Source organism: Psychrobacillus sp. FSL K6-1464 (genome assembly GCF_038003145.1).
Classification (GTDB): Bacteria; Bacillota; Bacilli; order Bacillales_A; family Planococcaceae; genus Psychrobacillus; species Psychrobacillus psychrotolerans.
Window position 1 is genome coordinate 3,643,252 of the sequence record NZ_JBBOOP010000001.1, and the last position, 15,939, is coordinate 3,659,190.

14 protein-coding genes, 1 pseudogene and 1 riboswitch are annotated in these 15,939 nt (G+C 38.3%); of the genes and pseudogenes, 2 read left to right on the forward strand and 13 right to left on the reverse strand.

Translation table 11 applies throughout. The annotated features are described in order from the left end of the window. Window position 1: 1 nt before the first annotated feature. The 9 genes from MKX39_RS18825 to MKX39_RS18865 all read right to left on the reverse strand — a co-directional run bounded on the left by MKX39_RS18825 (window position 2) and on the right by MKX39_RS18865 (window position 9,243). The gene (locus MKX39_RS18825; protein ID WP_340771111.1) at window positions 2–925 is read right to left on the reverse strand and encodes a C40 family peptidase; all 924 of its coding nucleotides are present in this window, start codon (window positions 923–925) and stop codon (window positions 2–4) included. 11 nt (window positions 926–936) lie between these two features. Beyond that, complete coding sequence (locus MKX39_RS18830; protein ID WP_340771113.1) at window positions 937–2,019, reverse strand: dipeptide epimerase; 1,083 nt, start codon at window positions 2,017–2,019, stop codon at window positions 937–939. A 13-nt stretch (window positions 2,020–2,032) separates the two neighbouring features. Then, on the reverse strand, window positions 2,033–2,956 hold the full coding sequence (locus MKX39_RS18835) for a S66 peptidase family protein (protein WP_340771115.1): 924 nt from the start codon (window positions 2,954–2,956) through the stop codon (window positions 2,033–2,035). Between the two features lie 135 nt (window positions 2,957–3,091). After that, on the reverse strand, window positions 3,092–4,744 hold the full coding sequence (locus tag MKX39_RS18840; RefSeq protein ID WP_340771116.1) for a peptide ABC transporter substrate-binding protein: 1,653 nt from the start codon (window positions 4,742–4,744) through the stop codon (window positions 3,092–3,094). 56 nt (window positions 4,745–4,800) lie between these two features. Further along, the gene (locus MKX39_RS18845) at window positions 4,801–5,925 is read right to left on the reverse strand and encodes an ABC transporter ATP-binding protein (protein ID WP_340771118.1); all 1,125 of its coding nucleotides are present in this window, start codon (window positions 5,923–5,925) and stop codon (window positions 4,801–4,803) included. A gap of 5 nt (window positions 5,926–5,930) precedes the next feature. Further along, entirely contained in the window at window positions 5,931–6,878 is a 948-nt protein-coding gene (locus tag MKX39_RS18850; RefSeq protein ID WP_340764130.1) for an ABC transporter permease, read from the reverse strand. Then, on the reverse strand, window positions 6,878–7,813 hold the full coding sequence (locus tag MKX39_RS18855) for an ABC transporter permease (protein WP_340771120.1): 936 nt from the start codon (window positions 7,811–7,813) through the stop codon (window positions 6,878–6,880). The genes MKX39_RS18850 and MKX39_RS18855 overlap by 1 nt, the downstream gene beginning before the upstream one ends. 12 nt (window positions 7,814–7,825) lie before the next feature. Continuing rightward, a complete protein-coding gene (locus MKX39_RS18860) occupies window positions 7,826–8,650 on the reverse strand; it encodes a M55 family metallopeptidase (protein WP_340771122.1) in 825 nt (274 codons plus the stop codon). A 233-nt stretch (window positions 8,651–8,883) separates the two neighbouring features. Beyond that, entirely contained in the window at window positions 8,884–9,243 is a 360-nt protein-coding gene (locus MKX39_RS18865) for a hypothetical protein (protein WP_093537904.1), read from the reverse strand. Window positions 9,244–9,486: 243 nt separating this feature from the next. Between MKX39_RS18865 and MKX39_RS18870 the strand changes: the two genes are divergently transcribed. Beyond that, the gene (locus MKX39_RS18870; RefSeq protein WP_340771124.1) at window positions 9,487–10,962 is read left to right on the forward strand and encodes a BCCT family transporter; all 1,476 of its coding nucleotides are present in this window, start codon (window positions 9,487–9,489) and stop codon (window positions 10,960–10,962) included. A gap of 167 nt (window positions 10,963–11,129) precedes the next feature. Here the strand turns inward: MKX39_RS18870 and MKX39_RS18875 are convergent. Both MKX39_RS18875 and MKX39_RS18880 read right to left on the reverse strand, forming a co-directional pair. Beyond that, a pseudogene (locus MKX39_RS18875) lies at window positions 11,130–11,267 on the reverse strand (5-methyltetrahydropteroyltriglutamate--homocysteine S-methyltransferase); the annotation flags it as partial. 131 nt (window positions 11,268–11,398) lie between these two features. Continuing rightward, a complete protein-coding gene (locus MKX39_RS18880) occupies window positions 11,399–12,136 on the reverse strand; it encodes a cyclase family protein (protein ID WP_340771126.1) in 738 nt (245 codons plus the stop codon). 94 nt (window positions 12,137–12,230) lie between these two features. Continuing rightward, window positions 12,231–12,333: riboswitch (SAM riboswitch) on the reverse strand. A gap of 202 nt (window positions 12,334–12,535) precedes the next feature. Between MKX39_RS18880 and corA the strand changes: the two genes are divergently transcribed. Continuing rightward, window positions 12,536–13,498 carry a magnesium/cobalt transporter CorA gene (gene corA / locus MKX39_RS18885; RefSeq protein WP_093537914.1) on the forward strand — a complete coding sequence of 321 codons (963 nt, stop codon included), beginning with the start codon at window positions 12,536–12,538 and terminating at the stop codon, window positions 13,496–13,498. 601 nt (window positions 13,499–14,099) lie between these two features. Here corA and MKX39_RS18890 read toward each other — a convergent pair. Together MKX39_RS18890 and mdh are read right to left on the reverse strand one after the other, a co-directional pair. Next, the gene (locus tag MKX39_RS18890) at window positions 14,100–14,906 is read right to left on the reverse strand and encodes a hypothetical protein (RefSeq protein WP_340771129.1); all 807 of its coding nucleotides are present in this window, start codon (window positions 14,904–14,906) and stop codon (window positions 14,100–14,102) included. Between the two features lie 83 nt (window positions 14,907–14,989). After that, window positions 14,990–15,931, reverse strand: coding sequence for a malate dehydrogenase (gene mdh, locus MKX39_RS18895; RefSeq protein ID WP_340771131.1), 942 nt, complete (start codon window positions 15,929–15,931; stop codon window positions 14,990–14,992). Window positions 15,932–15,939: the final 8 nt, after the last annotated feature.

Sequence of the window (15,939 nt, forward strand, 5' to 3'; positions counted from 1 at the left end):
CCTAAACGGCATATCTTCTAACTGCACAAATCTCCTTTTCTAACACAGATCCTGCTAGCCTTAAAATTTCTACTGTTTTCCCCGTTGAATGCGAATGCAATAGTTGGCCATCCCCATAATAGAACCCAACATGCCTTACCGTTCCCGTCCCTTCATCATTCGCAAAAAATAGTAAATCCCCTTTTTTCCAAAGCGAAGGGTCTTGGATAGAAATTTCTTCTCCCGATTTAGCCTGGTCACTTGCATCTCGAGGAATTATATAACCACAAGCCTTCAACATATTGTACGAAAAACCCGAACAATCATAGCCATATGGAGACATGCCCCCCCATAGATATGGTAAATCTAAATAATTTTCCCCTAAAGCCACCGCTTCCTCTGCAGACCTCTTCGGAATCTGATCCACAGAAGATGCAAATTGGGCATGTACTTTCGATAATAACGCTTTGCCGTGTGGCGTAAGAACGGTATAAAATACTTCATCCTCTGAGATTATCGGTAGAATAGTATTAAAGGCTAAAACGAGTAGCGGATTATGTTGTAAATCCCAGAGCTGTACTTTTGCAGAAGAAACTCTGGCGGAACCCCTGACATCCACTTGCTTTGTAGGTTGTATTTGCGAAAGCGGGATCCAACCTGGATAACCACGACTATCTTTTTTAGAGGGCTGCCAAATGGCAACAACTTTTGCCCATTCCCCTACTATCTCCTCCACAAGCACTGGTTCTCCGTAAAGTAGCTGCGTTTGCACACGATTTTCATCACATAAAGCTAACCTTTGTTTATACGGTAGTGCCTCAAGCCATTCCACCAATAACACAGGATTTGAGATTCCCGGAATATCTATCTCCCTGGCAGAGTTTGGTTCAGTCCAAATAGTTCCCACCTTTACAGCACAAACCCATTCTTTCTTTTCAACTGGCATCTTTTTGCCTCCTAATCCAAATTCACATGAACAATCCCTAATCCTGGTTCGTTGGAGAAGGTCATATCACTCTTATCATAGATAACGCCACCGACTATTAAATCATTTTTTAGCATTAACGGTGCGTCAAAGTCAAAATATCGAATATTCGGCTGGCTAGCTGCAAAATGAGCAGCCGCTGTGATTCCCAATTTCGTTTCAATCATGCTGCCTACCATACATTTCACCCCACTTGCCTCTGCAAGTGTATTTATTTTTTGGGCGTGATAAATGCCACCCGATTTCATCAGCTTTATATTTATCAAATCAGCAGCTCGCATTTTTAGAACTTGTTTAGCATCCTGCACAGAAAAAACACTTTCATCCGCCATAATTGGAGTATATGTGTGATCGGTAACATACTTTAGCCCTTCGAGATCCCAAGCAGGAACTGGCTGTTCTACAAATTCAATTGATAGTCCTGTATCCTCCATTAAGCTAATTGCTTTTACGGCCTCTTTAGCATTCCATCCCTGGTTAGCATCGAGCCTTAACTTTGGCGTCATTCCCACACGATCTTGAATAGCACGAATGCGTTGGATATCATCTTTTATCTCACCAATACCTACCTTGACCTTTAGAACTTTAAATCCATCCTTTATATACTGTTCTGCATCATCTGCCATCTCGCTAGGGTCATTCACACTAACTGTAAAATCGGTTTCTAGCTTTTTCCGATAACCTCCAAGAAATTGATATAAAGGAAGACCTGCATGTTTAGCAAGTATGTCATATACGGCCATGTCTAATGCCGCTTTAGCACTTGTATTTCTGACTAAAGCTGTGTTTAGTTTTTGGAATATCTGCTCACTTTGTAAAATGTTCATACCAATCAATTGAGGTGCAATTATCTCGTTAATAGCGTATCGAATACTGTCCATCGACTCGCCTGTAATTACATGTGTCGGTGGAGCTTCTCCATGACCTACTATGCCATCACTCGTCGTAATAGTTACATACACTGAGTAAGCCGTCGTCACAGTTCGTAGAGCAGTTTTAAATGGTTTAGTTAGAGGGACTGCCACATCAAAGGTTTCAATTGATTTTATATACAATCTCGTCTCCTCCTTATTCAACTCCAGGTAATATAGTTAGAGATAAGTTATTCGCATCCAATTCTGCTTCCATTCCAAGTGGGACGGCAAAATGAGGCTCGCAATGTCCTATTTTAAATCCTTTCACTGCAGGCTTACCTAATTTTCCAATGTAGTGATCAAACACTTCGTCTAAAGACAAAGTAACCGGCCTTTTTTTAGGTTCTGCACCACTAAAATCCCCAATGACAAACCCAGCTGCCGCATCTAAAATACCAGCTTGGCGTAGTTGGTTTAGCATACCATCTACTTTGTAAGGCTCTTCCCCTACATCTTCTATCAAGAGAAGTTTTCCTTTTGTATCTACCTCATATTTTGTACCTACACCATTAGCAAGTAATGATAAATTTCCTCCTGTAAGTTCCCCTCTTACGATACCTGGAGAAACTTGTGTCAATGGAGAGATTGCTTCAGTATAAAATAGCTCCATGGGATTAAACAACTGTTGAAACATTTTTTTGGATAGCTCGGAGAACGTACTTTTTCCCACATCTGAAGCTAACATTGGTCCATGGAAGGTGACGATATCCGAATATAGATTCATACCTGTATGTAGAAAAGTTATATCAGAGTAACCCCAAAAAACCTTTGGATTCTCATGCATCAATTGAAAATCGATTTGATCTGTGTAACGTGCAGAACCATAGCCTCCACCCGCACAAATAATGCCTGCAATATTTGGGTTAGCGAACATCTCATGTAAATCTTCTAAACGTTCCTCATCAGTGCCAGCTAAGTAGCCATGTACATTTTCTAGACTTTTTCCTAATTGATAAGATAAGCCAAGCTCCTCTAAAAAAGCAAAAGAGCCCTTTAAGTTCTCTAGATTCGGTGGACTTGAAGGAGCAATAATACCGATAGTATCTCCTTTTTGCAATCGTTTTGGACGGATTTTCATATGTAATTTCTCCTTTATAATGAAGCCTTAATAAACCAACTCACTGCAAATTTTAACATATCTAATAGGAAAGAAAAGGGCGGTACCAAATGAGGCACCGCAGCTTTCGCATAGTTGCTAGGGCATTTCTGGCAACTATTCTTTGTCAGCCCACTTTAAGTCCATATATCCAACTGGGTGTCTTACGATTCCTGAAATTGTTGGTTTTTCAAGTGTTACTTGGTTGTAATAATGTACTGGGAAAATTGGCATTTCGTCCATTAATAACGCGTCTGCTTGAATAAGCATTTCCCAACGTTTTGCTTCGTCTGTTTCATTTTTTATATCAGCGATTAGTTTATCAAATTTTGCATCTGACCAAGTAGTACGGTTCATAGAGGAACCTGTGATGAAGCTTTCTAAAGCATTCACTGGATCTGCATAGTCAAATAAGAAGGAAGAGCGAGACAATTGGTATTTAAACTCTTTTTGCTCAGTCGCAAACACACTTGCTTCTACATTTTGTAATACTACATCTACTCCTAAAACTTCTTTAAATTTACTTTGCAGTGCTTCCGCTATTTTCTTATGAGTATCACTTGTAGAATAAGTTAACGTTACTTCAGGTAACTCTGTGTAACCCTCTTCTTTCATACCTTCAGCTAAAAGTGATTTTGCTTTTTCTGCATCAAAGCCTATCAGTTTACCAGCTGTTTCTCTGAACTCCTTACCATCAGGCCCTACAAATCCATAAGGAACAAAGCCCTCTGCTGGTTTTTCGCCATTTTTCGTTACAAACTCTACGATTTCTTGTTGATCAACCGCTAAACCAAAAGCTTGACGGATTTTTTTATTTGTAAAAGGCTCTTGTGATACGTTGAAACGGTAGAAATATAACCCTGCTTGATCTTCATTTTTCAATTCAGGAGAATCCAATAACTGATCTGCCAATTCCGCCGGTACACCAGATACATCTAATTCCTCTGTTTCGTACATTTGGTATTCGGTATTGGAATCATCAACCATAGCCCATTCCACTTTATCCAGCTTTACAGTATCGGCATCCCAATAATTTTCATTTTTTGCAAATGTAAAGCTTACATCATGCTCCCATGCCGTTAACTTGAACGGGCCATTTCCTACGAATGTATCTGCTTCTGTATACCAGGTTGCATTCTCAGTAGCCACTTTTTCATTTACTGGGAAGAAACTTGGGTTAGTAATGATGTTTAAGAATGCTTCTGTTGGAGCATTTAATTTCACTTCAAATACTTTTTCCTCTACCGCTTTAATAGCAACGTCCTCAGCTGCGCCTTCCCCACTATTATAGGCTTCTGCTCCATCAATGAAATACGCTAAAAATGCTGCTGGGGAAGCTGTTTCCGGATTTAACATATGCAACCAACCATAAACGAAATCACTTGCTAATACAGGCTCACCATTAGACCATTTCGCATCGTCGCGAATTGTAAATGTATAGGTTAGACCATCTTCTGTAACATCAATTTTTTCAGCTGTTGCAGGTTCTGCTACATGGTCCTTTGATAGCCGTACAAGTCCTTCCATTAGATTATTCAATGCATTCCAAGAAACCGCATCAAATCCTACAGATGGATCAAATGATGTTGGTTCATTTCCATTATTTAATTTGAGTATTTTTTCTGTTTCAGTTTCTACTGCTGTTTCCTTCTCTTCTCCTTCGTTTCCTGTATTAGTTTCCTTTTTTTCACCCGCATCTTTCGTGGCTGTACAAGCACTTAACACAAGGACAAATAATGCTACTACAAATAACATTAACCATTTCTTCATCTTAGTTCCCCCTTTGTAATATATATGTGAATGCACTTAAGCGCGCTCATCCTATTTTAAGATAACTCTTGTAATACTTTTGCACGTTCGTCCTGAAGCCAACAGTCAACCGCATGTGATTCAGATATCGTTGTCGTAAAAGGATAAACATGATCACATACTTCCATTGCATACGGACATCTTGCCGTGAAAGGACATCCTTTAGGTGGTGAAAATAAATCTGGTGGCGTCCCTTCAATTGGTTGTAATTCTTCCTCAACCAAGTCCAGACGAGGAACTGAATTTAAAAGCCCTTTTGTATATGGATGCTCCGGTGTGTAAAATATTGCACGTTTATCCCCAATTTCTACTACTTTTCCGGCATACATTACGGCAATTCTATCTGCTATTTTCGCAACGACTCCTAAGTCATGAGTAATTAATATAATGGAAATATTCGTTTTCTGTTGAATCTCTTCAAAGAGTTCTAATATTTGTGCTTGGATCGTTACATCTAGTGCTGTAGTTGGTTCATCCGCAATTAGGAGCTCCGGCTCACATATGAGCGCAATAGCAATCACAATTCTTTGTCGCATTCCTCCTGAAAATTGATGAGGAAATTGCTTTAAGCGCTCTTTAGGATTGGGAATTCCCACCAGTTCTAACATTTCTATCGCTTTTTGTTTCGCCTCTTGTTTACTTACTTTTTTATGCGTTCGAAGCCCTTCTGTTAATTGCTCCCCAATCGTGAGCGTTGGGTTTAGTGCTGTCATAGGATCTTGGAAAATCATCGATATGTCTACCCCTTGAATTTTCCGCAGTTGCGGCTTCGACATCCCCGTCAACTCTTTCCCTTTAAAAAGAACACTACCATTCTTAATAATCCCGGCAGGCTCCGGTATTAACCCCATAATGGCATTAGAAGTAACACTTTTTCCACATCCTGATTCCCCTACTATAGCCAGTGTTTCCCCTTGATGAAGATCGAAACTAACCCCCCTAACAGCTTCTACCTCTCCACCATACGTTCGAAAAGAAACTTGGAGATTATTTACCTGAAGTACTTTTACATCTGACCTTACCTTCTTTGTTTTCTTTCTATTCCTTTGCGTTTCAGAGGTACCTACTGGAAGTGATTTATCTACTTCATTAACTCGCTGTTTTACGTGTTCCTTCGCAATATCTAACTGTTGTTCATTCATCCAACCTACCTCCTAAGCTTCGGATCTAGCGCATCCTGAAGTCCGTCCCCTAGCACATTAAAGGCGAACATCGTTAAAGAAATAAACAATGCTGGGAAGAATAAGCGCCACCAATGACCAGATAATATAACAGGAAGTGCATCATTTGCCATAACACCCCAACTTGCAAATGGAGCTGCTATCCCTAAGCCTAAAAAACTTAAAAAAGCTTCCGCAAAGATTGCACTTGGAACTGTAAGAGTCATTTGAACTATAATAGGACCCATTGTATTCGGCAATAAATTTTTCCGGATAATTCTAGAGCTCTTAGCACCAAACGATTTGGAGGCTGTTACAAACTCATAGTTTTTTATTTGTAGTACCTGTCCTCGAACAATACGCGCCATTCCTACCCATCCTGTAACAGTAAGAGCTACTATGATTGTCGTTAAACTTGCCCCCATGATAACCATTAACAAAATAACAACTAACAAATGGGGTAATCCATAAAGTACTTCTACTATTCGCATCATAATGGAATCCGTACGTCCACCTTTATAACCACTAATACCACCGTAAATAATGCCAATAAAGAAATCGATAAGCGCAGCCATTACTCCTACAAATATTGAAATACGGGCGCCATACCAGGTTCTTGTAAACACATCTCTTCCTGCTTCGTCGGTACCAAACCAATGAGCAGCGGATGGAGGTTGGTTTTGGTTAGGGTAATCAGTAGCGGTAACCGAATATGGAGAAAAGATAGGACCAAATATAGCGAAAAGCATCAATAAAATGAGAAAAATTAATCCACCCATTGCCAATTTATTTTTTCGTAATCGACGCCAAGCATCTTTCCAGTAGGATAATGAGGGTCTTACAACCGTTTCTGCTCCTCCATGCTTCTTTGGTAGAGGTTGAAACCACTCATCTTTTACATGCTGTGGGGACACTACTTCTTGTGAATTTGTCATTAGGCATCCCCTTCTTTTCGGTGTAATTTTATACGTGGGTCCAGTAATCCGTAGACAATATCTACAATGAATAGCATGAACACTAGAAATGCGCTATAAAACACAGTTGTACCCATGATTACGGGGTAATCTCGATTATTAATACTCTCCACGAAATATTTCCCCATACCTGGAATGGCAAAAATACGCTCGATTACAAAAGTACCTGTTAGTATTCCAGCAAGCATCGTCCCTAAAATTGTTACAACTGGCATAAGTGCATTTCTTAATGCATGGCGAACAATTATCCGTACGGGAGATAATCCTTTAGCACGGGCCATTTTAATATAATCTTGTGTAAGCACCTCTAACATACTAGATCTAGTTAAGCGAGCAATAATAGCGGTGGGTCCCGTTGCAAGGGCTATTATAGGCAATATCATATGTAACGGACTAGACCAGGTTGCTGCCGGTAGCAAATCCCAGGTCACAGCAAGATGTTGAATAAGTAATGTTGCAAGTACGAAGTTAGGTACAGATATACCAACTACTGCAAATGTCATGGCAAAGTAGTCTACCAGACCATTATGTCGAAGTGCAGCAATCGTACCCAGTATGATCCCTGAAAGCAAAGCTACTAAAATAGTAGCCATCCCAAGTTCAAAGGAAATCGGGAATCCCCGCGCTAACAATTCATTTACGGATTCATTCGGCTTCTTAATAGATGGCCCAAAGTCAAATGTGACAATGGATTTTAAATAACTTAAATATTGAATATGAAGGGGTTCGTCTAGTTTATAAAATTTTTCTAAGTTTGCTTGAATGGTAGGATTAGTCGTCCGCTCTCCCTCAAATGGAGAACCGGGTATTAAGTGCATCAATACGAAGGTTAATGTAGCAATGATGAGAATTGTCGCAATCATCATGATAAAACGCTTAACAATATATTTTCCCATTCAAAAGCCCCCCTAACAGAATTTAGCTTGTAACGCTAATTCCACCATAACAAGCATTGCTCGATATGCTTCTAAAATATCTTTCGCTTTAAACTCCACCACTGTAGTACCTTTTATAATTTCACAACCTGGCATTAAAGCTGCCCACTCCGCTTGACCATAGTTTACAAATTCAATTCTTAATACTGGTTTTTCAGGAGGAGTTAGAGGCTTAATTTGATCTCGTTTTTCTATAGCCTCCACTACTTTCTCTCTAAGCAAGGCCTGTGATTTTAAAGGATGTAACGTCTTAACAGCTGAACGAGAAATAGACTCCTTCACCACTGCAGTCACGACACCAGGTAGAAGGTCCTCCGCTTCACTACACGCACCGTCATCTCCTGCCACCATAATAACGGGCACATCATAATATCCCGCTACAAATGCATTTAATCCAAGTTCTCCAACTACTACTTCATTTATGTACATATTACGAACCCCAAATATCATCGAGTGACTCATTACACCAGGTTGTCCAGCCCGTGAATGATAACCTGCAAAAACAGCTCCTAAATACGTTTCATCTAGTGCATGCACCATTGAATAAGGCTTAAAATCCCCTGTGATTAAGGAAGCATCTGGATGTAATTCTTCTATCAGGAGATTATTCATTTTAGAGTGACTGTCATTGACTAGTACTTCTTTTATACCTTTTGATAAAGCGCCTTCCACAATGGCATTTGCTTCTTGAGTCATTATACGTCTCGCCCGTTCGTAATTATGCTTGTTGGACTCTACAAACGTGTAATCTGGCAAACCTGTTATTCCTTCCATATCGACCGATAAAAATAGCTTCATATTATTCCCCCGTATCTTTCTACTTTTCTCTTTCTTTTAGAAACCGAAATAATTATAAACTTTATCAAAATATACTGAATATTACAATACATCTAAATACATAGATACATTGTATCTAATGATTAGAAAGAAGAGCTTTACATTAAAATCATAATAAAAAAGCAAATGCACTTTGATATAAAGGCATTTGCTGTTGTTTTCTTCATAACGAAGAAAACTAGAATACAGATGAATTATCTATTCTGACCTGGGAAGAACTGTTGCTGTCCGAATTGTTGTTGCCCAAACTGTTGTCCGTATGGTTGACCAAATGATTGTTGTGGAAACTGTCCTTGTTGCATAGGAAATGCCTGTTGGCTGCCGGGTACCATTACATTTTGATTTGTAACTGTGTAAAAGTGCTGAGGAACGTTTACGATATGCTCTCTATTCACATTTACAATTGGATGGATAACAGGCTGCATTCTAGGTAGGAACGAATCACGCACTCGGTATTGCGGAGGACAAACAACTGGTTGAGCAGCTGGTTGTTGCCACTGCTTTTGTTGACAAGGATTACAGGAACAGGGTTGTTGATGTTGATGTTGATTCATTGTTAATTCACCTCCTTCTTGCACTACTATTAGTAAATGCAAGAGGAGAAGAAACTAACTAGACAAACATCCCCATTAAGTAAAAATAAAAACAGCTTGATAGGCTTTATTGGGAAAGAAGAAGTTTCAATCTCAGCTAAAATGGTAATACTATAAGGAATAAATATAAGTATTTTGGTTGATTCTATAATATTTTATTAGTATAGTTAAGCGTTTAGGATAAAAACGCGAGAGAGGGAAAACATGAAAAAATTATCAAAGGTATTTTATATAACGATTGGTTTAATAGTTTTAGCTGTTGGATACGGTGCTTTAGCCCCGGAAAGTTTTGAAGCTATTACTAGTACTATTAAAACTTTCGTTGCTTCATCATTTGGTTGGTACTATATGTTACTTATGACGCTAATGTTAGTATTAAGCATCTTCTTCATCTTTAGTCCCTATGGAAAAATCCGACTGGGAAAAGATTCAGATCGTCCGCAATTTTCAACTATTACTTGGATTTCTATGTTGTTTTCTGCTGGTATGGGAATTGGGCTTGTCTTTTATGGGGCAGCTGAACCCTTGTCACATTTTGCCATTGATCCTGCCACAGCTGAACCAGGTACGAATGCAGCTTTTAAAGAATCCCTTCGTCAAACTTACTTCCACTGGGGATTCCATGTTTGGGCTATGTATGGGGTTGTTGCATTATCTCTTGCATTCTTCCAATTCCGTAAGGGGGAACCAGGCTTAATCTCCTCCACTTTGAAACCAATTTTCGGCAAACGAATGGAAGGCCCATGGGGTACTCTCGTAGATGTGCTCGCTGTCTTTGCCACAGCATTTGGCGTTGCTACTTCTCTTGGATTCGGTGCTGTTCAAATTAATGCCGGCTTAAATTACTTATTTGGCTTCAAAATTGGCATTACGTCTCAGATTATCATTATAGCGGTTGTCACTGTCCTCTTTGTAGCATCTGCTTGGTCTGGATTAAGTAAAGGGATAAAATATTTGTCCAATATAAATTTACTATTAGCTCTTGCTTTACTTGGTTTTGTCGTTATTATGGGACCTACCTTACTGATTCTAGATATGTTTACAGATTCTTTCGGAGGTTATTTAGGGAATATTGTACAAATGAGTTTTCGTACATCCCCATTGAATGGTCATAATCGAGAGTGGCTAGACAATTGGACTATCTTCTATTGGGCTTGGTGGATCTCATGGGCACCATTCGTTAGTATGTTCATTGCTCGAGTATCTAAAGGTCGTACAATACGTGAGTTTGTTACAGGTGTTCTTGTAGCACCTACTTTACTGGGAACATTTTGGTTTTCAGCTTTTGGTACAACAGCCATTGACTTTCAGAAAAGAGGCATTGCTGATTTAGCACAAGCATCTACTGAATTGACTATTTTTGAAATGTTCCATATGATGCCTTTCTCTACAGGTATTTCTGTTTTTGCTGTGTTATTAATTGCTTCCTTTTTCATTACTTCGGCAGATTCTGCCACTTTCGTTCTTGGTATGCAGTCGACCAACGGGTCACTGACTCCACCGAACAGAGTGAAGCTCGCTTGGGGAATCACATTATCCGTAATCGCTATTATTTTGTTATCCGTTAATGGATTAGCGGCATTACAAAATACAATTATTATTGCCGCCTTACCATTTTCATTCGTAATGTTACTTATGATTATTTCACTGTTTAAGGCTTTAAAAGCAGAAAGAAAATAATGAAAATAAATGAAATGCCAAGGGTTTATTCCCTTGGCATTTCATTTATGTTTAAACCTTTACTTTCTTTCTCATTATCAAATGAGATCCGAAAAAGAAAGTTATATTTTTACTCAGCTACAGTATTCTACAAATGAGTATGGAAAGTAGTCGAGATCTTACACGGATTAACTCCAAACTTCTCTAGAAATATCAACAATGTATTTTAACTTTTTATACCGCTGTTCTTCTGTCAGCTTATTACCATGATGTGTAGAAGCAAATCTGCATTGCGGACTAATACTCAACTGCTCCAGCGGAACATATTAAGTTGCTTCCTTGTTCGAAGAAGTCTAAATGCCACCAGTAAACTTTCTGGTCTTAACAAACTTCCTACATGGTCCGCTCGAAATGGTGCTTGAATAGCTGTTTGAACTGTCCATTTATCTCGCTCCTTCTATGGTAAGATTGCAAATGATCGAACTGGGAATCCAGAGGCTTTTTCTGGCTTCGGGACGATATTGAAAATAATGGCTCCTGTTGCAGGGAGCTTATCTAAGTTCGTCAATAATTCTATTTGATAAGTGTCTTGTTCAAGCACATAATATTCTCCGTGTAATGCGCCGTTTTTTAGATAATCCGCACTTGAATCCGTGTCGAATGTTTCGTGTCCTATAGCTTTAATCTTTCGTTCTTGAAATAAAAATTTTAAAGCTTCTAATCCCCAACCCGGCGCGTGATTATTACCCGCTGCATCCTTATTGTTAAACTCCTTTTCGTCTGGCCAACGTTTACTCCAATCGGTTCTAAGAGCGACAAATGAGCCTTCTTCGATTTTTCCGTGGGCTTTTTCAAATGTGAAAATGTCATCCACCGATAAAGTAAAATCATTATCTTCAGCCGCTTCCTTTGACTGATCAATGACGACTAATGGTAATACCAATTCTTTCAATTCGAGTTCTTCTAAGTAACGCGTATCTCTTACAAAATGTATAGGTGCATCTATATGTGTGCCGTACTGTCCTGCAAATTGAAAGCTTTGTGCAAAGAATCCATCATCATGATTAAACAATGTATCGATTTCAGTTGCTTTAAAAGCGGCGAAATGTGGTGAATTAGCTCCAAATGTGTGTGTTAAATCTACCCACTGCTTTTCCTTCAATGTGTTGAATGCTTTTAGTAATTCCGATGACATATTGATTTCTCCCCCTATTTTTTATAGTTAAAATCAAATAAAACCCCTTCTTAGAAACAAGAAGAGGTTTACACGTCATCAGTGAATTAGTCTCTTCTTATCTTCAAGCATAACGCTTCTGGAATTAGCACAGTACAAATTTTTGCCTGTTGCTGAGGTATCATAGGGCCAAGTCCCTCCACCTCTCTTGATAAGAAAGTTGTTTTATTTGATTAACACCTAGTATACAAATAGAAATTACCTAAGTCAACCATTATTTTCTTTTTATTTAGAATATAATATTTTTAATGGTGGAAGCATCATAATTTTCTTTTCATTTCCTCTGTTTTTTAGGTACATTAATAATATGAAGACTATGAGATAATATGAAAAGAGATAGTGATGAAAAGAGGGGTATGTATGATCCATACGATTGGCATAACGACCGATCATGAAATAGTAAATGACTTTCCTATAGAAGATATAAAACGGAGAAAGTTTGAATGGTACTGGATTGACATTGCCGAGCCAACCAAAGAAGAAGAACTTTTGCTTAGTTCTTTCTTTCGTTTTCATCCACTGGCAATTGAGGATTGCTTACAAAGGCTACAGCGTCCTAAAGTGGACTATTATGATGGTTATAACTTCTTTGTTTTACATTCTTTCAATGAGGAAACATTAGAAGCGGAAGAGTTAGACATATTTGTTGGTCAAGACTATGTAGTGTCATTTCATTTCCATCCCATGCATGAAATGGAGCAAGCACGGCAGCGTATTAGACAAAATTCACAAGGCTGGGATAGAGGTGCTATCCATGCAACTTATAATATCATCGATACAGTAGTAGATGCCTATTTTCCGATTGTCTATAAAATTGAAGGCTATTTAAATGCTGTAGAAGACAAGCTTACTTATGATATGCGCCATTTTTCTATGGATTCAGTGTTTGATCTACGAGGAGATTTGTTGCGTTTAAGACGTACAGTTATTCCTATGCGAGATTTACTTTATAGAATATTAAATTCAGAACGAATGAATTTACAGCAAACAGAACACACCTACTTTGCCGATATTTACGACCATTTAATACGACTGACGGAAATGATTGAATCTAATCGAGAGCTGACAGCTGATATACGTGATAGTCATATGTCGATAAACTCTAGTAGGATGAACCGTATCATGATGATCTTAACGATTGTATCAACTGTTTTTATACCCTTAACGTTCATTGTTGGAGTATACGGTATGAACTTTGCAAACATGCCTGAACTTGAGTGGAAATATAGTTATTTCGTAGTACTCGGTGCTATGGTCCTCATCGCTTTTTCTATGCTTAGTTGGTTCAAATACAAAGGGTGGTTTAATTTGTTTAAAGATTAATATAAGAGAAACCGGGCATAAAAGCGCCCGTCCCTTGAAGGTCAAAACTGTTTTTTTCGTTTTCGAGGGACTTTGGACAAACGTCTTGCTATATGATTACCGATTGAATTTTTAGTGATATTGGTTGTGATTTGGTCACAACCAATATCGCTTTTTTTAAGTAATCTTATGGCATTTATCTGCCCGTCGCCCTTCTACAACTCTTAGAACAAGGTAAGTATGTTTTGAGAAAAGTATTACAGAGTAGTATCCTTAATTCAACAGACAATTTTATCACTATATTAGCTTGGGCGACTCATATCATCTAAGCGAAAGGCTGCAATATCTTAAAGTTAAATACTACACATTTGATTGCAGTGGAAGGTGGCGACTCCAGCGGAAAAAGCGTTATGTGAAGACCCGCAGCGTAGCGAGGAGGCTGAGGCAACGGCCGCGCAAAGCGTCCACCTGAAACGGAAATCAGCAGTACTATTCATTCTTTTAAGTCACCCTAACTCATTGTTCACGTTACATTTTTATATACTTCCTGGGCACATAATGAGTATAGAACATATATTTTCTTTTAAAAAAACGAGTAAATTCTAAATGAATTTGCTCGTTTTTATTGATTGGCTGTCCAATAGTAAAACAATGCAGTAAAAGTAAGTTTTTCTGTGTGCGTTAAATTATGCGCAAGAGAGACATGGACATTCATTGCTTGTATTTCAAATGCAGGATGCGTAGCATATGGGAAAATTCCAAACCGATATGTCGCTAATCTTTGACCACCTAAATCATGAACGTCAATGTCTCCATATACACTTTTCGCTTCCATTTGAAGTAGTTTTTCGTTATTTGCATCAAATATTATAGCTCTATTTTTTAAAGTCATTAGTGGCATAACAATAGTAGTTGCGTGTAAACGATTATGATCTAGTACCTTTATTTTCATAAACTTAAGCTTATTGTGAATGGTAAACGTAGACACTACCTTCTCATCCATCGTTATTATTCGATAAGTAATTGGAAAGAACATTCCCATTTTGAAAATATTTAATGTGGTTAGTTTCCTTCGAAAGGGCTGTTCTTCGGTAGGACTTATTTTATATAACCGCTCCCCTGTACTGGAGACTAAATAGGTCTGTGGAATTAACGAAACGTCTCGTTGGAAATTAAGTTCCTGAATCGGAAAACTAGCTGAGTAATAATTGCTATCCACTTTTTTCTCTTCAGGCAATTTTTCTGCAGCATGTTGAAACAAAAAAGAAGAGCTATATAAAACAAGTAATGTAAAGCCAACAGCAAAATGAGTTTCAAAGTCTTGCCACATAACATCTTTGAAAACTATAAGCAAAACTATGTATATTCCTACTAAGCTTATTGATGCGAATTTTGTATATTGAGCTGATTTTTCATAAATATGTTTCAAGTTTCTCACCTCTAATAGCCTTTACGAAGAATTAGCAAAATAGTTCCAAAAAAAAGCTTTCCCTATGTGTTACAGGGAAGCTTTTAGGAATTACATATTTCTAAAACAGACTGTACTGATTCTACTGATCTATCTAGAGCAAGTTTCTCATCACTAGTTAAAGGAAGTTCGATAATACTTTCTATGCCGTTTCCTCCAATTACTGTTGGTACACCTAAATATAAATCATTATAACCATATTCCCCTTCTAAATAGGCTATAGAAGGTAATATTCGTTTTTTATCGCGAATAATCGCTTCAGCCATCTCTACAAGAGAAGCCGCTGGTGCATAATAGGCGCTACCGTTGCCAAGAAGAGAAACAATTTCGCCCCCACCTTTCCTTGTCCGTTCAACGATTGCAGCTAATCTTTCCTTGGAAATAATCTTTTCTAAAGGGATTCCTCCTGCATATGAATAACGAACAAGAGGAACCATATCATCGCCATGACCACCTAGTACAAATCCTGATATATCTTCCACCGAAATATTTAGTTCCTCCGCAACAAATGTATTAAAGCGTGCAGTATCTAGAACTCCGGATTGACCAATCACTCTATTTTTTGGAAATCCAGTCGTCTTATAACATACATAAGTCATTGCATCTACTGGGTTACTCAATATGAGAACGTAGCTATTTGGTGCGTACTTCTTCACTTTTTCCGAAACAGCGCGCATGATTTTGGCATTTGTACTTACAAGATCATCTCTACTCATACCAGGCTTTCTTGCAATTCCAGCTGTAATAATGACCATATCAGCATCTTTTATATGTTCATAATTGGAAGTTCCCATAATCTTCGTATTAAAACCCTGTACCGGTCCGGTTTCTAATATATCAAGGGCTTTTCCTTTAGCAGGGTTTTCTAACTCTGGAATATCTACAAGTACTATATCTCCTAGCTCTTTTTGGGCAGCCATTAATGCAACAGTTGCTCCAGTATAACCAGCACCTATTACTGCAATTTTATTTCTTCGAAAAGCCAAGTATTTTC